We start from the raw sequence: 23,750 nt of genomic DNA on the forward strand, positions 1-23,750 counted from the left end.
CGCGTTCCCCGGGAAGTTCCGACGACGCGCGGGAAGGGGAGCGGCGCGGCTCTCCGGGCAAGGCGTCCGGGCCGTCGTCCGATGACGCGCGCCGTGATTCCGGCGACGGCTCTGCGCGGCGTCGATCCGGGGAGCCCGCGCGAAGTCCCGCCGGATCGGTGGGATCGGTGGGGCGCGGGTCGGCGCGGGTCTCGGCTCGCGCGGCGCGGCCGCATGGTGAGCAGCCGCATAGTGGGCGGCCGCATGGTGAGCAGCCGCAAAGTCGGCGATCGCATGGTGAGCAGCCGCAAAGTCGGCGATCGCATGGTGAGCACCCGCGCGGTCAGCACCCGCGCGGTCAGCACCCGCGCGGTCAGCGGCCGCCGTCGGGGCGGAGTCCGATTCCGCACGTGCCGGATCTGCCGCTCGTGCCGGAGGAGGACGTGGTTCCCGAGCCGGTGCTGCGCGATGACTTTCCCGAAGTGCCTGATCTTCCGGACATTCCCGATGAATACCGATCACCAAATGACAATCATGGCGATAATTCCGGTAACTCTGATGAACCGCATAAACCGGATGATCCGGGGGAACCCATCTGTGAGAAGGCCACCACCGCGAACGAACGATCCAGTCGGCGGCATTCCGGTCGCCCGACCCAGAACCCAGCCGGAGATCCACCCCGGCACGACGACCGTTCCACCGTCCACGATCGCCGGTCCGCGGATCGGCCCCGACACAGCCGGAGGTCCGCAGTGGCCGAACGCCCGTACAACATCCGCCCGTCCCGCACCCTCGAGCAGGGCCACAACGACGGCAATCTCAACGTGGTCCGTCGCCTGCTCGCCGATGCGAGCTCGGAGGAGAGCCGGCGCGCGAATCGTCCCTACCGCGGCATGCACCGGGCCGAGCACACCAACTATCCGGACGAGCGGGCCGCCTCCTACGACCGCAGCACCCGGGTCGGCCGTCACCACGCCGACCCGAACCCCGACGCCCACTACATAAATCGCCGCTGACCGGCCGCCGTTGTGGCCGTCACCGGTGTCTCGGCGAGATGGAGACGCCGGTGGGGGTCACCCCGGTCCGTCGTCGCTGTTGGCCTCCAGCCAGGCGTCGATGGCGGCGGTGTCACTGGGGTCCACGCCCTCGGAGATGAGCTGCGCCACCGCCGCGGTCGCCGGGCTGCGCCGCTCGCCGGTCGTGTAGAGCCGGGCGAACTCCGGGATCAGCTCCTCGAGCGAGGCCTCGGTCTCGCGGACGGCGGCCGGCGGCAGGTTGCGCCGGCCGGTCGAATACGCCGACCAGGCCCGCACCACCCGAGGCATCATGGCGGCGTCGTCCAGATCCAGGACGGCCCGTCGGTGCACCCAGTCGAGCAGGAACAGCCCGGCGACCGCGGGGCTCCAGCGCAACGGGTCGCCGCCGGGCAGGCTCGCCGCGTGATCGAGCACCAGGCTGAGGCAGAAGTCCATGGACGCGACGTCGGCCTCGGACCCGGCTCCGGTCGGCAGCTCGAACAGGACCGCCTCCGGCGAGGCCAGGAAGTCACGGATCAGGGCGTGACCGGTCGGGCCGGCCGGCTCGACGAGCGGCGGCGTCGTCACGGTCGGGAGCAGGGCCAGCCGTGCCGACGCGAGCGCCCGGTCGGTGGCCAGCGAACCGTCCGACGGCAGGTCGCTCAGCTCGTCGGTGACCTGCAGGTGACGGCCGACCTCGTCGCGCAGCCGGCCCGGGTCCTCACTGCGGAACCAGGTCAGCTCGTCGGCCTCGCAGATCTCCCGCACCTGGGCGAGCAGCGGCGTGGCCGAGGTGGCCACGAAGACGTCCTTGGTGATGCCGATGTTGTGGTCGACGAGGGCCACCACGGCATGCTCCGGCCCACCGTCGGAACCGTCCTCGTACGCGTACGTCACCAGGTAGGAGGTCTGATCGCCGTACACATCCCCGTATGCCCAGCAACCGGTGGGCCGGACCCGCCCGAGCTGCGTGGCCCACGACGGCGCCTGCGTGCCATGGCCCACCTCGGCCGCGCCGTCGGCGTCGGGCACCAGGGTCGCGAAGACCTCGCGGATGGTCGCGGTGGCCGGGGTGTCCGGATCGGTGGTGGCGGTCAGGAACCGGCCCACGAAGTCGCGGACGGCTGCGGCCCGATCGTCGGCCGCGACCGCGTAGACGCTGCCGAGCAGAGCGGTACCGAGCATCTCGGCATCGAGCGCGCAGCCCAGTTTCGTGACGTCACGGGCTGCTTGCAGCACGGCGTCGTAGACCGTCCGGGGTGCGGGCATGCCGCGAGCCTACGCCCGCGGCACCCACCGGACTACTCCGCTCGGACGATGCTGAGAGCTTCTCGTGCCTGGGCGTAGGCGTTCAGGACCTCACGCACCGGCGCGACCACGTGCGCCCGCCCCACTTCGGTGACCGCCGCCCGCAGCCGCAGTTCGGCCCGGCGACGGGCGCGACGTGCGCCGGCCTCGATGATCGGCCGCAACAGCAGCCACAACAGCAGCCCGCCGCCCAGTCCGGCCAGCAGCAGCAGCGTCGGGAGCGGCACGACACCCACCGTGGGCCCGTCGATGGGGGGCAGGCCGAGAGCGGTCAGCGCATACCCGAGGATCAGCCACCCGAGACCGGCCGCCGCGGTCGCCAGCAGCACCCACTGGAGGACACCGACGACTCGCCACCAGACCGGCGGCCGCTCCAGGCCGAGGTCGGTCCGTGCCACCGCCCGGTCCAGCGCGTCCGGCAGGTCGGCGGCCTTCGAGCGGGCCGCGCTGTTCAGCGCCGGCGACCACACCTCGGGCAACGGCGCCGCGGCGCGCGCCGCGACCGCGCGGACGGTCAGGCCCACCGCCGACTTCTGCGCCGCGTCGGCCTCCGGCACGGAGGTACGCGGCACGACATCGGTGGACACCGAATCGGTCTTGACCGGCTCCGAGAGATGCAGCTTGCGCAGTGGATCCGGCCGCAGTCGCCGCAGCCCGCGGACCAGCGGCCAGCCGGTCGCCGCCGCGGCCCGATGCCGGTACGCCGCCGCGGTCGAGTCGGCCACGCCCGGCACCCCGGCCGACTCGGCCAGCGCGTCGCACAGCTGCCGCACGGTCGCCCGGTCCACCTCGTCCTCGGCGGCCGGAGGGCCCATCATGGCGCCCAGCTCGTCACCGACCACGTCCAGGTCGGCGGCGAGCCGGCGCAGCGAGGCCTGCCGGCCGGCGACCGTGGACTCCAGCGCCGACCGCAGGTCGCTCAGCATGCCGGGCTGCTTGGCCGAGGTGGCGATCACCGGCACGTCGGTGAGCCCGTCCTCTTCCAGGAGCCGGATCAGGTCGTTGCGGACCACCTCGGTGTCGCCGGGGGTGAGCCGGTCGGCCTGGTTGAGGACCACGATGGTGACACCGGCGTGCGTGCTGAACTGCGACAGGTAGGCCCGGTGCAGGACGCGGTCGCCGTACTTCTGCGGGTCGACCACCCACACGATCTGGTCGACCAGCCCGAGCAGCCGGTCCACCTCGAGCTGGTGGGCGCGCTCGATCGAGTCGAAGTCGGGCAGGTCGAGCAGGATCAGCCCCCGCAGCGTGGCCTCGTCGTCGCCGTCCAGAGCGCTCTCCCGGACGAACCGCTGCCGGGGCAGCACCCCGACCCAGTCGAGGAGCCGGTTCGCCGGGTCCAGCGGGCCCCAGACCACGGCGTGCGCGGTGCCGGTGGTCGGCCGTCGCACGCCGACCGGCGACAGCCTGAACCTCGCCAGCGCGTTGAACAGGCTCGACTTGCCGCTGCCGGTGCTCCCGGCGAGCGCGACCACGGTGTGCTCGAGCGAGAGCGTGAGCCGGCCACTGGCCCGTTCGACGAGCGTGTGCGCGGCGACCAGCTCACCGTCCGGCAGGTACGGGTCGGCCACCCGCAGGAATCGGGCCAGCGCTTCCAGCCGTCGTGCCAGGGACTCCGCGTCGACGGACTCGTCGCGCGTCTTCTGTACCAAGTTCATGACCCGGACCCGGTCAAAGCGAGTTCCTTCCTGGCGTTCTCCACCTCGGCGGCGGTCTGGCGCAGAAGCGTGCCATGTGTCGTCTCGAGGCGTGCCGTCGAGGTGCGCTCGGTGAACCGGGCGGCCTCGGTGGCGAGCAGTTTCTCGACCCGGTCGAGCAGTTCGGTGCGGGCCCGGCCGGCCAGGGTGCGGATGGCCTGGTCGCCGAAGACGGCCTCCAGCACCTTCTGGGCGGCGACCGCGCTGCCGGCGCCGGCGGCCACCTCCAAGCCGGTCGGGATGAAGGCGGTGGCGGTGAAGACCGCGATCATGACGGCGAGGCCGGCCCCGTTGACGGCATAGGCGGCGCCCCGGGCCACCGCCCGCTTGTCCGACGCCTCGGTGCGGACCAGCTCGAGCACCCACTGCTGCCAGTCGCGAATCAGGCGATCGGCGCGTTCGGGCAGGTCGGGGGAGGCGTTCTGCAGGTTCGGCGCGAGCAGGGCGGCGCCGGCCGGGTGGGCCTGCCAGGCAGCGTACGCCTGCTCGGCCGCGTCCGTCGCCACGCCGCGCAGCAGGGTGACCAGTTGGGATTCGAGCGCGACCCGCAGGTTGTGGCCGGGGGTGGGCCGGCCGCTGAGGGCCGCGAGGAGGCGGTCTCGCAGGTGGCCCACCCGGGACTCCAGGTTGCGGACCAGGTCGCCGGTCCCCACGTACTCCTGCCAGCGGGCCAGCACCTCGCCACGGAGCAGCCGGCCGTCCCGCAGGCCCTCCTCGGTCACGTGGTGGGCGTTGCGGTAGGCGGACTCGACCCGCTCGTCCAGCGCGTGTGCCGTACGGACCTGCTCGTCGGCGGCCTCGGCGAGCCCGTTGAGAGCCGGGGCGAGAGCGCCGAGCGCCCCGTCCAGGGTCTGCCGGACGACCGTGCCGCGGGCGCCGGCGTCGTGGGCGAGCTGGGCGAACCAGATCCGCATCGGCCCGATCGCCGCGTCCGGAAGCAGACCGCGCTGATCCAGCTCGGTCTCGGGCAGCACGAAGAGGGGCGCCGAGCCGAGGTCCTGGGCGGTCAGCATCTCGCCCAGGTGCGCGGCGACCTCGGCGGCCGCGTCGACCGGCACCCGGTCCAGGACCAGGGCGATCACCGTGCCACGCAGGCGGGCGGTGGTGAGCAGCTCCCACGGGACGGCGTCGGCGTACCGGGCAGCGGTGGTGACGAAGAGCCACAGGTCGGCCGCGGCCAGCAGTTGGGCGGCCAGTTTCCGGTTCTCGTCGACCACCGAGTCGACGTCCGGCGCGTCCAGCAGGGCCAGGCCGGGTCCGATCGTCGGGGTGGCCACCACCTGCAACGTGTCGTGCGTGTTGCTCTGCTGGCCCGTACGGGTCAATCCGGGCAGCAGCCCGCCGCGGCCGAACCACTGCACGTCGTCGGGATGGGTCACGAGCACCGGCGACCTGGTGGTCGGCCGGAGCACTCCGGCCGTGCTCACCGGGGCCTCGACCAGGCTGTTCACCAGGGTCGACTTACCCGCTCCGGTGGACCCGCCGACGACCACCAGGAGCGGGGCGTCGAGGCGGGCCAGCCGTGGGAGCAGATAGTCGTCGAGCTGGGCGACCAGGGCCGAGCCGACTCGCCGGGCCTCGCCCGCGGACGGGAGAACCAGAGGGTACGAAACCGCGCCGAGCGCCGCCCGTAAGCGGCTGAGGGCCGTCGCGAGCCGGCCGACCGCCGGGGAGGCTTCGACCGGTTCAGGGCGGTTTCCATGGTTTTCCGGACGGATCGGGCTCGCCCCCGTACGCTCTGTTGGACCACCTGTGGCCACGCTGACCTGGTCCTTCTCAATCGATTGGGCGGGGACGGCGGAAGGGGCCGACGGACCGACCGCGTCTCCGTGCGTCGTCACGGGTCAAGCGTGCACGATCTATGCATCCAGGACAACCGGGTCCCGGTATGCCGTGACCTGACAGGTATGTGCCAGTGCTCCTACGCGATCACCGGCTTGCGCCCGAGGGGCTCAACTTCGATTTGACGATGTGCGGCGCCGTGGCATCATTGAGTCTGTTCCACTCAACCTTCGTACGCGAACCCAAGCTGTGAAAAGCGAGGAACACCATGGCACGTGCGGTCGGCATCGACCTCGGCACCACGAACTCCTGCGTCAGCGTTCTGGAAGGAGGCGAGCCCACCGTCATCGCCAACGCGGAGGGCTCACGGACGACCCCGTCGATCGTCGCCTTCGCCCGCAACGGCGAGGTGCTCGTCGGTGAGGTCGCCAAGCGTCAGGCGGTGACCAACCCCGACCGGACCATCCGCTCGGTCAAGCGGGAGATCGGCACCAACTGGTCGATGGACATCGACGGTAAGCAGTACAACCCGCAGGAGATCTCCGCGCGGGTGCTGATGAAGCTCAAGCGGGACGCCGAGGCGTACCTGGGCGAGCAGATCACCGACGCGGTCATCACCGTCCCGGCGTACTTCAACGACGCGCAGCGCACCGCGACCAAGGAGGCCGGGGAGGTCGCGGGTCTCAACGTCCTGCGGATCGTCAACGAGCCCACCGCCGCGGCCCTGGCGTACGGGCTGGACAAGGGCTCCAAGGAGCAGACCGTTCTGGTCTTCGACCTCGGCGGCGGCACCTTCGACGTCTCGCTGCTCGAGCTGGGCGACGGCGTCATCGAGGTCAAGTCGACCTCCGGTGACAACCACCTGGGCGGCGACGACTGGGACCAGCGGATCATCGACCACCTGGTCAAGAGCTTCCGCGGCGAGCACGGCATCGATCTCTCCCAGGACAAGATGGCCCTGCAGCGTCTGCGCGAGGCGGCCGAGAAGGCCAAGATCGAGCTGTCCGCGGCCACCACGACCAGCATCAACCTGCCCTACATCACCGCGGGGGCGAACGGCCCGCTGCACCTGGACACGTCGCTGAGCCGCGCCGAGTTCCAGCGGATGACGCAGGACCTGCTGGACCGTTGCAAGGGCCCGTTCGAGGCCGCGATCAACGACGCCGGTGTCAAGCTCGCCGCGATCGACCACGTCATCCTCGTCGGCGGTTCGACGCGTATGCCGGCGGTCACCGAGCTGGTCCAGAGCCTGATCGGCCGCGAGCCGAACAAGGGCGTCAACCCGGACGAGGTCGTCGCCGTCGGTGCCGCGCTCCAGGCCGGTGTGCTCAAGGGCGAGGTCAAGGACGTCCTGCTGCTCGATGTCACCCCGCTGTCGCTTGGCATCGAGACCAAGGGCGGCATCATGCACAAGCTGGTGGAGCGCAACACCACCATCCCGGCGCACCGCTCCGAGGTCTACACCACGGCCGACGACAACCAGCCCTCCGTGCTGATCCAGGTCTACCAGGGTGAGCGCGAGATGGCGGCGAGCAACAAGAAGCTCGGCACCTTCGAGCTCAGCGGCATCGCCCCGGCGCCCCGCGGTGTGCCGCAGATCGAGGTCTCCTTCGACATCGACGCGAACGGCATCGTGCACGTGTCCGCCAAGGACCTGGGCACGGGCAAGGAGCAGAAGATGACGATCACCGGCGGCTCCGCGCTGCCGAAGGAAGACATCGAGCGCATGATGCGCGACGCCCAGGACCACGCGGACGACGACAAGAAGCGCCGCGAGGACGCCGAGACCCGCAACGTGGCCGAGCAGCTGCAGTGGCAGACCGAGAAGTTCCTGGCGGAGAGCGGCGACAAGCTCCCCGAGGACAGCAGGAACAAGATCGGCGAGGCGCTCGGCGAGCTTCGTGGCGCGCTCGGCGGCACCGACATCGAGAAGATCAAGTCGGCCCACGAGCGGCTGTCGCAGGTCTCCCAGGAGGCCGGCTCGCAGCTCTACTCGCAGGGTGAGGCTCCGCAAGCGGCCGCTGGTGGCGCGCCGGGCGGTGCCGGCACGGCCGGTCCGGCGGCCGGTGGTGACGACGTGGTCGACGCCGAGATCGTGGAGGACGACAAGAAGTGAGTGCCAAGGACGACGAGAACGACGGTCCGGCGGCCGAGCGGGACGTCATCCAGGACGAGATCGACGCCACGGCTGACGAGATCTCCACCGAGGAGCCGGTGAAGAAGTCGCAGAAGACGGTCGGTGCGCACCGGGCCCGTGATGAGGACGAGGCCCGCGCGGCCGAGGAGTCCAAGCCCGCGCTCGGAGCCGAGCTGGAGGCCCTGCGGGGCGAGCTGGAGGAGCGGACCCACGACCTCCAGCGCGTGTCGGCGGAGTACGCCAACTACCGCAAGCGGGTCGACCGCGACCGGGGTGCGGCGGCCGAGCAGACCACCGGCAAGGTCCTCACCGACCTCCTTCCGATCCTGGACGACATCGACCGGGCCCGGGAGCACGGCGACCTGGTCGGGCCGTTCGCCTCGGTGGCGGAGCAGCTCACCGTGGCGACCGGGAAGCTCGGACTGGTGGCCTTCGGGGAGAAGGGCGACCCCTTCGACCCGAACCGGCACGAGGCGGTCGCGCATCAGACGTCCGCCGACGTCGACGAGCCGACCTGTGTCGAGGTGATGCGCCGGGGTTACACACTGGGCGAGCGGCTGCTGCGCCCGGCTATGGTCGCGGTCGCAGATCCGGAGTGAGATCAGTGTCTGAGTCCCGCCCGCCGGTTACCGGTGGGCGGGACGTCGCCGACAAGTCGAGGAGGTGGACCGAATGAGCTCGAAGGACTGGCTCGAGAAGGACTTCTACGCCGTGCTCGGTGTGAACCGGTCCGCCTCCCCCGACGAGATCAAGAAGGCGTACCGGAAACTCGCCCGCGATCTGCACCCCGACCGCAATCCGGACAACAAGGAGGCGGAGGAGAAGTTCAAGGCCGCTTCCGAGGCGTACGACGTGCTGGCCGACGACAAGAAGCGCAAAGAGTATGACGAGATGCGCTCCCTGTTCGGCTCGGGCGCGTTCCGGCGTGGGGCACGGGGCGGCGGCGGCACCCAGTTCGATCCGTCCGACCTGTTCGGCGGCTTCTCCGGTGCTGCCGGTGGGCCGGGCGCGGACCGGCGGTTCGGCGGCAGCGGGTTCTCCGACATCTTCAGCTCGATCTTCTCCGGTGGCCAGCCGGGCGCAGGTCCGGCGACTGCCCGGCGTGGTCCGCAGCGCGGGCGTGACGTGGAGACCGAGGTGACCCTCGACTTCGCCCAGGCGGTCCGCGGCACGACCCTGCCGTTGACCTTGCGTACGCCGGGGGCCTGCGACACCTGCCACGGCAGCGGAGCCAAGCCGGGCACCACTCCCCGGTCCTGTCCGAAGTGCCACGGCAGCGGCCTGATCTCCAGCAACCAGGGTTCGTTCAGCTTCTCCGAGCCGTGCCGTGACTGTCAGGGCTCGGGCAGCGTCGTGGACGAGAAGTGCCCGGAGTGCCGGGGCAGTGGTGGGGTCACCAAGACCCGCACGATCAATGTCCGGTTCCCGGCGGGTGTGGCGGACGGCCAGCGGATCCGGCTCAGCGGCCGGGGTGAGCCGGGCGACCGCGGTGGCCCGGCCGGCGACCTGTATGTGCAGGTCAAGGTGCGCCCCGACGACCTGTTCGGGCGCAGCGGCGACGACCTGACGCTGACGGTTCCGATCAGTTTCGCGGAGGCGGTGCTCGGCGCCGACCTGAAGGTGCCCACGCTGGACGGTCCGGTCACGCTGCGGGTGCCACCGGGCACCCCGGGCGGCCGGAAACTGCGGGCCCGCGGCAAGGGCGTGGTCCGCAAGGAGGGCCAGGCCGGCGACCTGATCGTCACGGTGGACGTGCAGATCCCGGCTGGGGTGACCGGCGAGGCCCGGGATCTTCTGGAGAAGTTCACGAAGTTGACCCCGCCGCCGGCGCGGGATCGGATCGAGGCCCGCTTGCGCCGGGCTACCGGTTAGGACCCTCCCCGGGAGGTGGCACATGTATGAAGAGATCAGCATCTCGATGGAACAGGCCTCCGACGCGAAGATCTTGATCATCTCGGTGGCGGCGCGGCTCGCCGGGATGCACCCGCAGACCCTCCGGCAGTACGACCGGCTCGGGCTCGTGCAGCCGGGCCGGGCCGGTGGGGGCGGCCGGCGTTACAGCGAGCGTGATGTGGCGCTGCTCCGCGAGGTGCAGCGGCTGAGCCAGGAGGACGGCGTCAACCTGGCCGGCATCAAACGCATCATCGGGCTGGAGCAGCTGGTCAGCGACCTGCAGCACCGGGTGGCCGAGTTGGAGCAGCAGCTCGATTCGGCGTATGCCCGAATGGCCCAGATGGAGGCGATGACCAATCCGTACGGAAGCCGTGACCTGGTTCGTCAGGAGCGACACTCGACGGCCCTGGTGGTGTGGCGCCCACGGCGCTCTCCGGACAAATGAGTAACGGCGGCTCCCACAGGAGCCGCCGTTACTGCTTGTAGTAGTTGTTCGGATACTCTCCGTGCTCAGCGACGGTTGAACAGGCCCAGCCGGCGCGGGTACCGCACCAGGCCGCCCTCCATCCAGTCGTGGTGGTCGAAGAGCTCCGGCCGCGTCATCAGGACCCGGCAGTTGTGCGCCCAGATCTGCATCGGCTCGTCGCCGACCTCTTCCGCGCGCTCCACATACTTCTTGAGCCGGCGCTTGCGCTGCCCGCTCGCGTTCTGCCGCAGACCGTCCGCGGCGTAGATGTACATGCAGTGCTGAGCGAATCGCCTGGCCGGGCACTGCCTGTCCATGGCGAGCTCGAAAAGGGTCGGTCCGAGCACGTCGCCGGAGATCAGCAGATCCCAATCTTTCGGCATGGCGCTCAGTGGAACCGACTCAGGGTTGTACGCCCAGGTCTGCAACTCGTCGGGTCGAGGGTCGACCGGGTTGCCGAAACCGAGGAATGTAGCTTCACGCACGCTCACGTCGCCGCCTCACTCAACCGTCCGCATACGGCAAGCGTCACCCGCTGGCCATAGTGGCGAACGTCCCAATACTCAGAGTCGTCGCCGCGCAACGGTAGCGTGCTGCGTCCACTGACGGAAGTGTCAAGGCTTCACATTCAGATACTGGACAGTAACTTTGGGCTTGCTGAATGGAGACGCAGGTCACTCCATGGATGGCAGTGGCTTTTGGCGCTCGCGCTGAGCCGCCATCCGCTTCCGGATGATCTCCTTGAACCAGGCGTAGTCGGGCAGCCGTGCCAGCAGCGGACCGGTCACCACGGTGATCAGGACATACGCCGTGGCCAGCGGGGCGAGCCGGGAGTCGACGCCGTACACCACCGCGAGCCCGGCGATGACGACGGAGAACTCCCCACGCGGCATCAGCGCCAGACCGGCCCGGACCCGGCCGGGCAGAGCGATCCCCGCCCGCCGTGCCGCCAGATAGCCGGTGAGCACCTTGGTCAGCATGGTCAGCACGGCCAGCCCGAGCGCGGGCAGCAGCACCGGCGGGATGTCGGCCGGGTTGGTGGAGAGTCCGAAGAAGACGAAGAACACCGCGGCGAAGAGGTCCCGCAGCGGCGTGAGCATCTGCGTGGCGTGGTGCGCCACCGGACCGGAGATGGCTATGCCGACCAGGAAGGCCCCGACCGCCTCGGAGACCTTCAGCTCCCCGGCCACCCCGGCGATGAACAGCGTCAGCCCGAGCACACTCAGCAGCAGTGCCTCGGGGTCCTTCACCGACATGAATCGGCTGATCTCCCCGCCGTACCGAATGGCGACGACGAGGACCGCGACCACCGTGACCACCGCGACGCTCAGCGTGCTCAGGCCACTGGCCAGGCCGAGGCCGGCCAGTACGGCGGTGACCAGCGGCAGGTAGAACGCCATCGCCAGGTCCTCGATGACCAGCACCGAGAGGATCACCGGGGTCTCCCGGTTACCGACCCGGCCCAGGTCGCCGAGCACCTTCGCGATCACGCCGGACGACGACACCCACGTGATGCCGGCCAGCACCAGCGCGGCTTTCCAGTCCCAGCCGAGCAGGAACGCGAACGCCGCCCCGGGCAGCGCGTTGAGGACCATGTCGATCAGGCCGGCCGGGGCCGCCGAGCGCAGGTTGCCCACCAACTCGTCGGCGGAGTACTCCAGGCCCAGCATCACCAGCAGCAGGACCACGCCGATCTGCGCGCCGACCGCGGTGAACTCGGTGCTGGCCGAGAGCTGCACCAGACCGCCCTGACCGAACGCCAGACCGGCCAGCAGGTAGAGCGGGATGGGGGAGAGACCGAAGCGGCGACCCAGGCGACCGAGCATCCCGAGGCCGAACAGAAGCGCGCCGATCTCGATGAGCAGGATCGTCGTGTGGTGCTCCACCGCGCTCAGCCGTCGTCGTCGCCGGCCAGGATGGCGGTGACACCGTCCAGGCCGTGCCGGGTGCCGACCGCCACCACCACGTCGTTCGCCTCGAACCGGAACTCCGGCCCCGGGGAGGGGATCACCTCCCGGTCGCGGAGCACGGCCACGATCGAGGAGGTGGTACGACTACGCGCCTGGGTGTCGCCCAGACGCCGGCCCACGAACGGGGAGCCGGCCGGGAGCGCGATCTGCTCGGTGAGCAGGCCGGCCGCCTGTTGGCGGAGACCGGCGAGCTGTCCGAGCATCAGCGACGCTCCGAGCACGTCGGCCAGGGCCTCGGCCTCGTCGTCGGTGAGCGGGATCGACGCCAGGCTGGAATCGGGATCGTCCACGTCATACAGGACGAGGTCGCGCCGCCCGTTGCGATGCGACACCACCCCGACCGTCCGGCCCGATGAGGTCACCAGGTCATGGCGGACGCCGATTCCCGGCAGCGGAGTCTGTTCCACCCGTACACGCACGTACTCACAGTAGTGGGGTGAAAGATCCTTCGCGCGGCACCGGCGAGGATCCGGCGTGGCCCGCGTTACGACGCTACGGGTTCGTCTCCGCGTCAGGTATCGTCTCGCGGATACGGGGAGAGGGAGATGTCCATGCGCCGATTGTTTGCTGTCCTGTTGGCCGCGCCGCTGCTGGCTGTTCCGGTCGCCGCACCCGCCGCGGCCGCCTGCGCGCGGGTGCCGAGCGACTTCAACGGTGACGGGTTCGGTGATCTCGCCGTCGGCTCGCCCAACCGGCACGAGCCGGTTCAGGACGTTCCGTGGGAGGGGGCGGTCAACGTCGCCTACGGTTCGGCGTCCGGGGTCGGCAAGGGCTCCCTCGGCTCGGCCACCTTCACCGGCCACTCCGACATCGTCGGGCCCGGCTTCGACGGCAGCCTCCGTCTCGGTGAGGCGCTGGCGTCCGGTTACTTCGACGGTGACTGCTATGCCGACCTGGCGGTCAGTGCCGCCTCGGGGAGCAAGTTCCTGCTGCTCTACGGCAGCGAGTGGGGTCTGACCAGCACGCGGGCGATCGGGTTCGACCGGACCGCGATCCAGCCGGGTGGTGCGTACGAGTCGGGCTTCAGCTACGACCTCGCCGCCGGTGACTTCAACGGCGACGGCTTCGACGACATCGCGGCCGGCGCCCCGTGGACCGACGGCAAGCGGGGTGCGGTCGGCGTGCTCTACGGCTCCACCGCCGGCATCAGCGGTGCCGGCAGCCAGTGGATCGGCCAGGACAGCGCCGGCGTGCCCGGAGCAGCCGAGCCGGACGACATCTTCGGCTGGTCGGTGGCCGCCGGTGACTTCAACGGCGACGGCCGGGACGAGTTGGTGGCCGGTTCGCCCGGCGAGGCGCTCGGCAGCAAGCGTGACTCCGGCGGCATCGTGGTCTTCCCGGGCACCGCGGCCGGTGTGTCGACCGCCGGCTCGGTCTGGTGGGACCAGGACTCGCCCGGTGTTCCCGGCGCCGCGGAGAAGGAGGACCAGTTCGGTTACGTCCTCACCGCCGGTGACACCGGAGCCGACGGCCGGGACGAGCTGATCGTCTCCGCGCACCAGGAGTGGATCGGCACGAAGACGGGCGCCGGCGCGGTGCACGTCTTCCGCGGTGCCGCCTCCGGTCTGGTGCCGGGCGCCATGTTCACCCAGGACGACGCCGCCATTCCCGGCTCCTCCGAGAGCGGCGACTACTTCGGGTCGGCGCTGGCGCTGGTCGACCTCAACCGCGACGGCAAGCGTGACCTGGCGGTCGGCGTCCGCGGTGAGACGGCCGGCACGGCGCAGGGCACCGGCGCGATCAACGTGCTCTTCAGCACCACCGCCGGCCCGGTCGCGGCCGGCTCGATCTACCTCGACCAGAACTCGGCCGGTGTGCCCGGCTCGAACGAGTCGCAGGACGGATTCGGCTGGGGCCTCACCCGGCTGGTCAACGCCTACGGCGGCGACACCCTGGTCGTCGGCATTCCGGACGAGAGGGTCAGCTACGCCTCGGAGGGCGCCATCGTCGTCCTGCCCGGCGCGGCCGCCGGCAAGACCCGCCCGGAGGGACACTCCTTCACCGGGGCGAACTTCCCGGGCCGCGCGTCGGCCGAGTCGAACTTCGGCTGGGGTCTCGTCTCCTGAGTCTCCTGAGCCTCCGGTGATCAGCCCGGGTCGGCGGCGTTCTCAGCCGTCACCCGGGCTGTCTCGTTCTCGGGACGCGGCGCCCGCACGGCCAGCAGCAGAATCAGACCCAACACCGAAAGCCCGAGATTCAGGGTGTACGCCAGACGGAAGCCGTACTCCTGGGCCAGCCCGAAGAGCGGTGCCGACAGGATCTGCCCGAGCGGGAACGTGTTGGAGAACATCGTGGACGCGCGGCCCGGGAAACGGGGCATCATGTCCTGGAAGTAGGAGATGCCCAGGCCGGAGGCGGCCGCGATCATGATCGCGTTCAGGATCTGGGCGGCGGCGAGCATCCAGACCGATGTGGCCGCCACCGCCAGCGCCTGGTAGGCGACCCCGCAGACACCGCCGAACAGGATGATCCGGCGCAGCGGCATGCGGGTGGAGAGCTTGCCGAAGCCGAGCATCAGCGGGATCTCCAGCGCGGCGCAGATGCCGAGGATCAGGCCGGCGTCACCGACCGAGCCGTTCAGTTCGGTGCTGAGGTACAGCGGCATCGCCTGCACGCCGAGCACCATGGAGGTCTGGAGCAGCACGAAACCGACCAGGATGGGGTAGACCTGCCACGGCGCCCGAGCCGAGACGGTCTCACCCTCCCGGGGCGCGGCCGGCGCCTCCACCTCGGGCAGCCATCGTGCCGCCAGCAGGGCCGCCAGCAGGTAGAGGACGGCCGCGGCGCCGTAGACGTACCGGAAATCGCCGGCCTCCAGCAGGAACGCTGCCAGCGACGGGCCGCCCACCCAGGCGATCGAGAACACCGTGCGCAGGGTGCTGATGCCCATGGCGGCCCGGCTGGGATCCTCCTGTTGGAGCACCTGTCGGGCGTACGCGAAGGATTGGGGGAACAGCGCCCCGGCGATCGCGGTGGCCGTCGCGGTGAGCGCGAGCAGCACCCAGAAGTCGCGGACCACCGCGGTGAGACCGCTGCCGGCGCAGCCGGCGAGCGCCGCGACGATCAGGATCGTGCGCCGCATCGGCCGCCGGTCGGAGATGCGGCCGATCGCCCACGACATGGCCACACCCGAGAGCGAGGCGGTCACCAGGAAGAAGGTGACCTCGATCGGACTCGCCCGGACGGCGGTGCTGAGGAAGAGTCCGAGGAACGGGCCGACGACCGCGGTGGCGATGCCGACGGTGAGGAACACCAGGCCGAGAGGGAGGAGCCGGCGGGACAGTGACACGACTGCCGACGTTACGGGTTGTTTCCGATTGGAGCCCCTGTCCGGTGGTGACTGTCACCGTGGCTCGGGCGCGCTAGAGTTGAGTGGCACACGCTCAAGTCTGCCGGTGCATTCAGGGGAGCTGATGAACACCGAACGTTTGACCACCAAGAGCCGCGAAGTGATCACCGGCGCCGTCGCCGACGCCGGCCGCCGCGGCCATGCCACGGTCGAGCCGTGGCACATGCTGCAGTCGCTGCTCGACACCGGCGGCTCCACGGCCACCGCGCTGCTGCGGGCGGTCGGGGCGAATCCGGCGGACATCCGCCGGGCCGCGGTCCGGGCGATCGAGCAGCTGCCCTCCGCCCGCGGGGCCAGCACCGTCGAGCCCAGCCTGTCCCGCGAGTTCGTCAACGCGATCGGCTCGGCCGACCTGATCGCGAAGCCGCTCGGCGACGAGTATGTGTCGACCGAGCACCTGCTGGCCGGCCTGGCGCGGGTGGGCGGCGCCGTCTCGGCCGTCCTCAAGGACGCCGGCGCCACCGAGGACGCCCTGGTCGGAGCGTTCCCGCAGGTTCGCGGTGGGGAGCGCCGGGTCACCACGGCCGATCCCGAGCAGACCTACAAGTCGTTGGAGAAGTACGGCGTCGACCTCACCGCGCTGGCCCGCGAGGGCAAGATCGACCCGGTGATCGGGCGGGATGCCGAGATCCGCCGGGTGGTGCAGGTGCTCTCCCGGAGGACGAAGAACAATCCGGTGCTGATCGGCGAGCCCGGTGTCGGCAAGACCGCCATCGTGGAGGGTCTCGCCCAGCGCATCGTCGCCGGTGACGTGCCCGAGTCGCTGCGCGACAAGAAACTGGTCTCCCTCGACCTCGGTGCCATGGTCGCCGGCGCACAGTACCGGGGACAGTTCGAGGAGCGTTTGAAGAGCGTGCTCGAGGAGATCCGCGGTTCCAACGGCCAGGTCGTGACCTTCCTCGACGAGTTGCACACGGTCGTCGGCGCCGGCAAGGGCGAGGGCTCGATGGACGCCGGCAACATGCTCAAGCCGATGCTGGCCCGCGGTGAGCTGCGCATGGTCGGCGCCACCACGCTCGACGAGTATCGCGAGCACATCGAGAAGGACCCGGCCCTGGAGCGCCGGTTCCAGCCGGTCGTGGTCGGCGAGCCGACCGTCGAGGACACCATCGGCATCCTGCGCGGGCTCAAGGGCCGTTACGAGGCGCACCACCGGGTCCAGATCACCGACGCGGCCCTCGTCGCGGCGGCCAGTCTCTCCGACCGCTACATCAGTGACCGGTTCCTGCCGGACAAGGCGATCGACCTGATCGACGAGGCCGCCTCCCGGCTGCGGATGGAGATCGACTCCCGTCCGGTCGCGCTCGACCAGCTGCACCGGCAGGTGGACCGGATGCGGGTGGAGCGCCTGGCGCTGGAGAAGGAGACCGATCCGGCGTCGATGGCCCGGCTGGAGCGGCTGATCGCCGACCTCGCCGACCGGGAGGAGGAGCTCACCGCCCTCACCGCCCGGTGGGAGCGCGAGCGCGGCGGGCTCAACCGGGTCGGCGAGCTGAAGAAGGAGCTCGACGAGGCGCGGGCCGCGCAGGAGCGGGCCCAGCGTGACGGCGAGTTGCTGGAGGCGTCCCGGCTGCTCTACGAGGTGATCCCGACCCTGGAGCGGGAGATCCAGCGGGCCGCCGAGTCCGAGGAGGAGGAGAACACCGAGCCTCCGATGGTCAAGGAGGACGTCGGCGCGGACGACATCGCCGAGGTGGTCTCCGCGTGGACCGGCATCCCGGCCGGCCGGATGATGGAGGGCGAGACGGCCAAGCTCCTGCGGATGGAGGAGTCGCTGGCCGGCAAGGTGATCGGGCAGCGCGAGGCGGTCGAGGCGGTCGCCGGTGCGGTGCGCCGGGCCCGGGCCGGTATCGCCGACCCGGATCGGCCGACCGGCAGCTTCCTCTTCCTCGGCCCGACCGGCGTCGGCAAGACCGAGCTGGTCAAGGCGCTCGCCGGGTTCCTCTTCGACGACGAGCGCGCGATGGTTCGCATCGACATGAGTGAGTATGCGGAGAAGCACTCGGTGGCCCGGCTGGTCGGCGCGCCGCCCGGCTACATCGGCTACGAGGAGGGCGGTCAGCTCACCGAGGCGGTGCGGCGCCGGCCGTACAGCGTGGTCCTGCTGGACGAGGTGGAGAAGGCCCATCCGGACGTCTTCGACCTGCTGCTGCAGGTGCTCGACGACGGCCGGCTGACCGACGGCCAGGGGCGTACGGTCGACTTCCGCAACGCCATCCTCGTGCTGACGTCGAACCTGGGCTCGGCCAACTCCGACTTCACGATGAGCGACGAGGAGCGCCACGACGAGGTGCTGGCCGCGGTCCGGGCCCACTTCAAGCCGGAGTTCCTGAACCGGCTGGACGACATCGTGGTCTTCCACGCCCTCACCAAGGAGAACCTGATCCGGATCGTCGACATCCAGTTGGCCCGCCTGCGGGCCAGGCTGGCCGAGCGGCGCCTCACCCTCGAGGTGACGCAGAGCGCGGTCGACTGGCTGGGTGAGCACGGGTATGACCCGATCTACGGCGCCCGTCCGCTGCGCCGGCTGATCCAGTCCTCGATCGGTGATCTGCTGGCCAAGGCGCTGCTGGCCGGCCGCATCCGGGACGGCTCGACCGTGCTGATCGACCTGGGCGACGCGAAGGACGGCCTCACCATCCGGTAGTCGTCACGGTAGGTCCAGCACAGAGAAGGGCCCCGGGTCTCCCCGGGGCCCTTTCTCATCTGTCGGCCGACCGTCGCCGGTAGGCCTGTGTCATCAGTACGTCCGTGATGGCGTGCTCGCCCTCCGCGGACCAGATCCGTATGCCGTTGCGATGGAGTTGATACCGGACGTCTTTGAATCGCGTCCGGGTGTCGTCATGGTGGACGATGTCCAGGGTGTCGGCGTGGGGCATGGGACTCACCGGTCCTTGTCAGGTCTGGGGCGGCCGCGGTGTGGTCACGCGGCCTGCGCAATCGGAGTGGCGCCGTCAGCCGGTCTGCCTCGGCCCCGGGAAGGTGTGCGCGGGGCGGGCGACTCGTGCGGGCACGGCGTGCCGCTGGAGCCTTCTGCTTCCAGGTGGACGCCACATCATCGAAGTCTAGGGGGCCGGTCCAAGCGTGTCGCCCCCCGAACGAACGACGGTTTGCGGTCATTTGGGGTCATCGTTGCCTGATGTTGCCACACCGTCGCGAAGGGTGAGGCCCGGTCGCGCGATGTGGTCTGCGACAAGTACCGTGAATTGATCAATAGGAGGGCAGCGTGACCGTACCGGCATATCCGGTTCCGAACCCGGCGGCGCCGAGTCGCCCGGTATCGGTGACCGTTTCATCGAGTCTTCTCTATCTAGTCGTCGCCATGCAGGTCCTGAACGCGGTCGTGCTGCTGTCGACGATGGGTGTCGCCGTCGACGCCTATCGGGACGCCCTCACGATCGAGGACCCTCAGCTCGCCGACGCGGCCCCGTTCATGCGGTTCGTTCTGATCTTCATGGTGGTGATCTACCTGCTGATCGGCGGCGCGGTCGCCGTCCTGGCCATCCTGAACAGCCAGGGCAAGAACGCATCGCGGATCGTCACCTGGGTCTTCGCCGGCCTGGGCCTCTGCTGCAACGTCATCAGCCTGGGCGGCAACGCGGCCGGTGGCATCGCGGCCGGTGGCACCGGCGAGAGCGGGATCAACACCACCCAGCTCGAGGAACGGATCGCAGACGCGATGCCGGGGTGGTATGAGCCGGTCCTGATGATCTCCGCCCTGCTGACCGTGCTCGGTCTGCTCGGCGCGATCGTGCTGCTGGCGCTGCCGTCCTCGAACGCGTGGTTCCGCAAGCCGGCGTGGAACGCCTACCCGGGCTACCCGGGTCAGCCCGGATACCCCGGCTATCCGGGTCAGTCCGGCTATCCGGCCCAGCCGGGTTACCCGGGACAGCCGGGTTACCCCGGTCAGCAGGGTTACCCGCAGTCGCCCTACGGCCAGCCGGGATATCCGCAGTCGCCGTACACCCAGCCGGGTTACCCGCCGCCGCCCAACCACTTCGGATCGCCGCAGCAGTACGGCCAGCCGGGTGAGCCGGCGCCGGGCCTGCCGTCGTACCCGGGAGCGGGCGAGCCCACCACGCCGCCGCCGTATCCGGGCGCCACCGGATCGCCGGCCGCTCCCGCCTCCACACCGCCGCAGCCGGACCCCTGGGCCCCGCCGCCGTCCTCCGACCCGTGGGGGACCCCGCCGGTGCCGCCGGCGCAGTCCGATCCGCCTACGCCGCCGTCGTCGGGCGGGCACGCGGGCGGGGATTCGTCCCCGCCACGGCCGCCCACCGACCCGGCCTGATCGCTTTCGGACCGGCCCGCCCTCACCGGGTGGGCCGGTCCGGCCACTTCCGGGGCCCGTACGCGATAGGTTCTTGCCAGCCGAACCTCGCGGGAGCATCGATGTCCTACGCCGTCCCGACACCGCTAGTCACCGCACCGCCGGCCGCGCGCCGGCCGGTCCCCTGGCCACAGCGGTGGCCCTGCTCTGGGCCATGGCGGCAGCGGGCCTCACCTATGCGATCGGCATGGTCGCCGTCACACCGGGCGTGGTCGACCGGTTCCGTGACACCGCGGGCGCCTCCGACGCCGCGGACGGTTTCGTCGCCGTGCTGTGGCTGATCGCGGCCCTGGCGTTGGTGCTGAGCCTGCTGGTGACCGCCCTGTTCGTGGTGCTGGGCATCGCGCTGCGCCGGGGCAGTCGTCTGGGCCGTGGGGTCACTCTCGGGGTGTCCGTGCTCGGCGTGCTGACCGGGTGCGGGACGCTCGCCGTCCTGGCCGCCCAGCGGGCCGGCGATCCGGTTCCGGGGACGTTGAGTGACGCGCTGAACGCCGCGTACCCCGATGGGTGGATCGTGCTGAACGTGATCGTGGCCGCCGCACAGGTGGTGGCGTACCTCGTGGTGGGCGTCCTGGTGCTGGTCTCGCCGAGAGACTTCTTCGGCAATTCTGTGTCACCCGAGTGGGCAAACCCACAAACGAAGCCTTTTGTTACCGGCGGGTCCGAACCCGATCAGTTCTCGGATCCGGCCGTGTCGCCCAAGTCCACGTCGAACCTCGAAGACGAGTTCTGGTCACGACCGCACGAGTGAGCGGTTCCGTATCGACGACTGTGGGTCACTCGAACGGGTACTGTCGGTTTCTGTCACAGTCACTCGATCGGCTGTCCGGATAGATCGAGATCGGCCGGACGGTGGGTGTTTTCGCCCGTACGGACAAACGTGATTTGGTGGGTTCACAGGCTCTTCACAGCGCGACCACCAGGTGATCCTGGGGGTTACGCGGGTACCGTACCGGCGGTAACTGCTTTGAGCAGCATCTATGCTCCCGGGGAAGGAGCGAGATCAGATGGTCGATCGGTAAACCTTGTTTACAGATGCCCCCAAAGCCCCGCGTCAATAGTTCCGTTCCGCCCTGCCGGGGCGAAAGATTCCGGTTTTCGTACAGCCAGTACGCTCGATGTCATGAGAGCACGGCACGACCTGGGTAAATTCATCACTGAATTGTCCGTCGCGCAGCGTGGCGTCGTGCTTTCATCGGGTCGTGGGGGTGTGGACGAACTGGTGATCGCGCAGTGTGGCGTGATGGTCTCGACGCGTTCAGTGGCGAGTCATCGTCGAGGATCTGTCTGGCGAACAAATCGACGAATTGACAATGTGGCCGGCCTCACTCCGAGAGCGGGGATCGAGACCTCGACACGGATGGGTAGCGACCAGATGGCTGCTGAGGCGTTGCAGGAGGCAGAGACCGAAGTCGTAGTCGCACGAACGGTCGACCCGGGCGAAGGTGTCCGGTCGTCCGACTCGGCGATCGATGTCGGCCTTACGGCCTGAAAGTTAGCCGGTTCGTTCCTGCTCACATGCAGGAGAATCGATGCAGTTGGTGGAAGGATGGAGATCGTGGGAACTGCGTTGGCGGAAATGACCATGCCTCAGATCTCGCCGCTTGCCGGCGAGCCTATTGAACGCGCTGACGCTGAGCGCCTGGCGGGAGTGCTCAAGGCACTCGCCGACCCGGCTCGGCTGCGGCTGTTGAGCCTCATTCAGTCCGCTACGGACGGTGAGGCGTGCGTCTGCGACCTGACAGCCCCTCTGGGCCTCTCGCAGCCGACCGTTAGTCACCACCTGCGGATCCTGACCGAGGCGGGTCTGCTGGAGCGGGAGAAGCGGGGTGTTTGGGCGTACTACCGGCTGGTGCCGTCGGCCATCGCCACCATCGCCGACCTGCTGACCCCGCCGCGGAAGCGGGCCACCAAGAAGGCCCGCTGAAAGTCGTAATCACGACTTCGGAAACGCGGTAATGCCTGGCGTCATTGACTATGGGGGCGTGACGCCAGGCGGAGGACCCCGGCCCACGGACGGGCCGGCGGACCTGAGGAGGAACGGGTGAACTACGTCCCCGGTGACCTGCGTGACCAGCTCGCGCATGTGGGTTACGACGTGGTGCAGGCGGGCCTCGTGTGTGGATCGGGCGGCAATCTGTCCGCCCGCATTCCGGACGAGGACGCCATCTGGGTGACCGCGAGCGGCACGTGGCTGGAACGGCTCAGCCGCAAGGACTTCACCGCGGTGCGGATCTCCGACGGGGCCCCCGCCACCGTCGGCGCCGCCCCGCCGTCACGGACCGAGCCGACCAGCGAGTTGGCTCTGCATCTGGCGCTCTACCGGGCCCGGCCGGACGTCAACGCGGTGGTGCACCTGCACCCGCAGACGGCGCTCCTGCTGGACGCCCTCGGGGAGCACATCCGGATAGTGACCACTGATCATGCGTACTACCTGCGGCGGGTGTCGACCGTGCCGTTCCGGCTGCCGGGCGGTGGCGAGCTCGCCGCCCTGACCGCCGCGATGGCCGCGGACGGCACCGACTGCCTGGTCCTCAGCCAGCACGGGTGTGTGGTGATGGGTGACTCCGTGGAGCTGGCCCACAAGCGGGCCCGCAACCTGGAGGAGGCCGCGTCGCTCACCTATCGGGCGCTGACGGCCGGACGGTTGGAGAACCTGCGGGAGTGCCCGGAGGAGTTCCTGGAGAAGCTTTCCGGGTCGACCACCGTTCGGGTGTAGATCGCGATACGAAAAAGGCCGGCCCGACGGGCCGGCCTTTCGCGTCGAGTCAGTAGTTCCGCGGGTAGTCCTGCGGAGGCTGCGGCGGGTACTGCTGCTGCGGCGGGTAGCTCTGCGGGGTCGGCTGGTGCCCCTGCTGCGGGTAGGCCGGCTGCTGCGGGTCCGGGTACTGCGGCTGCTGATACTGCGGCGGCTGCTGGCCGTACCCCTGCTGGCCGTAGCCCTGCTGGTGGCCGTACCCCTGCTGCTGGTCGTGGCCCTGCTGCTGGCTGTGGCCCTGCTGCTGGCTGTGGCCCTGCTGGTTGTGCTCGTGGTCGAAGTGCTCGTGGTACTCCTCGCGGGCGGCGTCGGCCAGGCCAACGACGCTGGCCGCGGCCACGACGCCGATCGCGGTGGCCGGGTCCGCGGTCTTCAGGCCCTTCTTCTTGGCCTTCCGCTCCCGGAGGATCTCGATGAGGATCGGCAGCACCGAGATCAGGACGATCAGCACGACCACCGGCAGGATGTAGCGGTCGATCTTGTCGCCGATGGCGGCGTAGATCTGCTCGGCCAGCAGGTAGCCGATCAGGATGATGCCGTCGGTCCAGAGAATCGCGCCGACGACGTTCCACACGAAGAACTGCTTCGCCGGCATGCCGAGGGTGCCGGCGACCGGGTTGAGGAAGGTCCGCACGATCGGGATGAAGCGGGCCAGCACCACCGCCTTGGCCGGGCCGAACTTCTCGAAGTAGTACTCCGCCTTCTCGACGTACTCCTTCTTGAACAGCTTGGAGTCGGGCTTGTCGAACATCCGACGCCCGTACTTCGCACCGAGCCAGTGCCCGAGCTGAGCGCCGATGATGGCGCAGATCGGGGCGCCGATCAGCAGCCCGACGATGGACAGCTTGGCGCCCGGCCCGAAGATCGAGTTGGCGACCTCGGAGGCTGCCACACCCGCCAGGAACAGCAGGGAGTCACCGGGAAAGAAGAAGCCGACCAGCAGGCCGGTCTCCGCGAAGAGGATGGCCAGCACGCCCGGGAGCCCGAAGGCGCCGAGCAGGTCCTTCGGGTCCAGCGGGTTCAGGGCGAGCTGCTCGGCGAGCACATGGATGTCCACGAGGAGCC

The 23,750-nt window shown here is 70.0% G+C and carries 20 protein-coding genes; 12 read left to right on the forward strand and 8 right to left on the reverse strand.

What is annotated here, in order from left to right; all coding sequences use genetic code 11:
- The first annotated feature begins 731 nt into the window (after positions 1-731).
- Positions 732-995 carry a hypothetical protein gene (locus ACQPZW_RS00465; RefSeq protein WP_433792892.1) on the forward strand — a complete coding sequence of 88 codons (264 nt, stop codon included), beginning with the start codon at positions 732-734 and terminating at the stop codon, positions 993-995.
- 57 nt (positions 996-1,052) lie between these two features.
- On the opposite strand, the gene ACQPZW_RS00470 is transcribed toward ACQPZW_RS00465, so the two are convergent.
- From ACQPZW_RS00470 to ACQPZW_RS00480, 3 genes are read right to left on the reverse strand one after another with little or no spacing between them, the layout of a single operon-like run.
- Positions 1,053-2,264, reverse strand: a complete 1,212-nt coding sequence (locus tag ACQPZW_RS00470; RefSeq protein ID WP_433792893.1) for a hypothetical protein — start codon at positions 2,262-2,264, stop codon at positions 1,053-1,055.
- A gap of 32 nt (positions 2,265-2,296) precedes the next feature.
- Positions 2,297-3,961, reverse strand: a complete 1,665-nt coding sequence (locus ACQPZW_RS00475; RefSeq protein ID WP_433792894.1) for a GTPase family protein — start codon at positions 3,959-3,961, stop codon at positions 2,297-2,299.
- Positions 3,958-5,841: an ABC transporter gene (locus ACQPZW_RS00480; protein WP_433792895.1), complete on the reverse strand. Its 1,884-nt coding sequence runs from the start codon at positions 5,839-5,841 to the stop codon at positions 3,958-3,960. Before ACQPZW_RS00480 ends, ACQPZW_RS00475 begins: the two co-directional genes overlap by 4 nt.
- Positions 5,842-6,050: 209 nt before the next feature.
- Here ACQPZW_RS00480 and dnaK point away from each other — a divergent pair, with 209 nt between their 5' ends.
- The 4 genes from dnaK (at position 6,051) to ACQPZW_RS00500 (ending at position 10,257) form a co-directional block, all read left to right on the forward strand.
- The gene (gene dnaK / locus ACQPZW_RS00485; RefSeq protein ID WP_433792896.1) at positions 6,051-7,898 is read left to right on the forward strand and encodes a molecular chaperone DnaK; all 1,848 of its coding nucleotides are present in this window, start codon (positions 6,051-6,053) and stop codon (positions 7,896-7,898) included.
- The gene (gene grpE, locus ACQPZW_RS00490) at positions 7,895-8,518 is read left to right on the forward strand and encodes a nucleotide exchange factor GrpE (protein ID WP_433792897.1); all 624 of its coding nucleotides are present in this window, start codon (positions 7,895-7,897) and stop codon (positions 8,516-8,518) included. Before dnaK ends, grpE begins: the two co-directional genes overlap by 4 nt.
- A 73-nt stretch (positions 8,519-8,591) precedes the next feature.
- Positions 8,592-9,791: a molecular chaperone DnaJ gene (gene dnaJ / locus ACQPZW_RS00495; RefSeq protein WP_433792898.1), complete on the forward strand. Its 1,200-nt coding sequence runs from the start codon at positions 8,592-8,594 to the stop codon at positions 9,789-9,791.
- A gap of 22 nt (positions 9,792-9,813) precedes the next feature.
- On the forward strand, positions 9,814-10,257 hold the full coding sequence (locus ACQPZW_RS00500) for a heat shock protein transcriptional repressor HspR (protein WP_433792899.1): 444 nt from the start codon (positions 9,814-9,816) through the stop codon (positions 10,255-10,257).
- A 65-nt stretch (positions 10,258-10,322) separates the two neighbouring features.
- Here the strand turns inward: ACQPZW_RS00500 and ACQPZW_RS00505 are convergent, their stop codons facing one another.
- The 3 genes from ACQPZW_RS00505 to ACQPZW_RS00515 all read right to left on the reverse strand — a co-directional run bounded on the left by ACQPZW_RS00505 (position 10,323) and on the right by ACQPZW_RS00515 (position 12,667).
- Entirely contained in the window at positions 10,323-10,769 is a 447-nt protein-coding gene (locus ACQPZW_RS00505) for a hypothetical protein (protein WP_433792900.1), read from the reverse strand.
- 183 nt (positions 10,770-10,952) lie between these two features.
- Positions 10,953-12,104 carry a cation:proton antiporter gene (locus ACQPZW_RS00510; RefSeq protein ID WP_433797885.1) on the reverse strand — a complete coding sequence of 384 codons (1,152 nt, stop codon included), beginning with the start codon at positions 12,102-12,104 and terminating at the stop codon, positions 10,953-10,955.
- A 65-nt stretch (positions 12,105-12,169) separates the two neighbouring features.
- The gene (locus ACQPZW_RS00515; protein ID WP_433792901.1) at positions 12,170-12,667 is read right to left on the reverse strand and encodes a cation:proton antiporter regulatory subunit; all 498 of its coding nucleotides are present in this window, start codon (positions 12,665-12,667) and stop codon (positions 12,170-12,172) included.
- A 132-nt stretch (positions 12,668-12,799) separates the two neighbouring features.
- On the opposite strand from ACQPZW_RS00515, the gene ACQPZW_RS00520 reads away from it, so the two are divergent.
- Positions 12,800-14,314 carry an FG-GAP repeat protein gene (locus tag ACQPZW_RS00520; protein WP_433792902.1) on the forward strand — a complete coding sequence of 505 codons (1,515 nt, stop codon included), beginning with the start codon at positions 12,800-12,802 and terminating at the stop codon, positions 14,312-14,314.
- 20 nt (positions 14,315-14,334) lie between these two features.
- Here ACQPZW_RS00520 and ACQPZW_RS00525 read toward each other — a convergent pair whose 3' ends face one another.
- Positions 14,335-15,537: a sugar efflux transporter gene (locus tag ACQPZW_RS00525; RefSeq protein ID WP_433792903.1), complete on the reverse strand. Its 1,203-nt coding sequence runs from the start codon at positions 15,535-15,537 to the stop codon at positions 14,335-14,337.
- Between the two features lie 124 nt (positions 15,538-15,661).
- Here ACQPZW_RS00525 and clpB point away from each other — a divergent pair, with 124 nt between their 5' ends.
- From clpB to ACQPZW_RS00555, 6 genes are all read left to right on the forward strand, one after another.
- The gene (gene clpB / locus ACQPZW_RS00530) at positions 15,662-18,244 is read left to right on the forward strand and encodes an ATP-dependent chaperone ClpB (RefSeq protein WP_433792904.1); all 2,583 of its coding nucleotides are present in this window, start codon (positions 15,662-15,664) and stop codon (positions 18,242-18,244) included.
- 675 nt (positions 18,245-18,919) lie between these two features.
- Positions 18,920-19,888: a hypothetical protein gene (locus ACQPZW_RS00535; protein WP_433792905.1), complete on the forward strand. Its 969-nt coding sequence runs from the start codon at positions 18,920-18,922 to the stop codon at positions 19,886-19,888.
- A gap of 175 nt (positions 19,889-20,063) precedes the next feature.
- On the forward strand, positions 20,064-20,678 hold the full coding sequence (locus ACQPZW_RS00540; protein ID WP_433792906.1) for a hypothetical protein: 615 nt from the start codon (positions 20,064-20,066) through the stop codon (positions 20,676-20,678).
- Positions 20,679-21,050: 372 nt separating this feature from the next.
- On the forward strand, positions 21,051-21,419 hold the full coding sequence (locus ACQPZW_RS00545; RefSeq protein WP_433792907.1) for a hypothetical protein: 369 nt from the start codon (positions 21,051-21,053) through the stop codon (positions 21,417-21,419).
- A gap of 57 nt (positions 21,420-21,476) precedes the next feature.
- Positions 21,477-21,854: an ArsR/SmtB family transcription factor gene (locus tag ACQPZW_RS00550; protein WP_092549981.1), complete on the forward strand. Its 378-nt coding sequence runs from the start codon at positions 21,477-21,479 to the stop codon at positions 21,852-21,854.
- 117 nt (positions 21,855-21,971) lie between these two features.
- Positions 21,972-22,646, forward strand: a complete 675-nt coding sequence (locus ACQPZW_RS00555) for a class II aldolase/adducin family protein (protein WP_433792908.1) — start codon at positions 21,972-21,974, stop codon at positions 22,644-22,646.
- Between the two features lie 49 nt (positions 22,647-22,695).
- Here ACQPZW_RS00555 and ACQPZW_RS00560 read toward each other — a convergent pair whose 3' ends face one another.
- Positions 22,696-23,742, reverse strand: a complete 1,047-nt coding sequence (locus ACQPZW_RS00560; RefSeq protein WP_433792909.1) for a DedA family protein — start codon at positions 23,740-23,742, stop codon at positions 22,696-22,698.
- Between the last annotated feature and the right edge of the window lie 8 nt (positions 23,743-23,750).

Origin of the sequence: Actinoplanes sp. CA-252034 (assembly GCF_050956125.1) — a bacterium.
Taxonomy (GTDB): Bacteria; Actinomycetota; Actinomycetes; order Mycobacteriales; family Micromonosporaceae; genus Actinoplanes.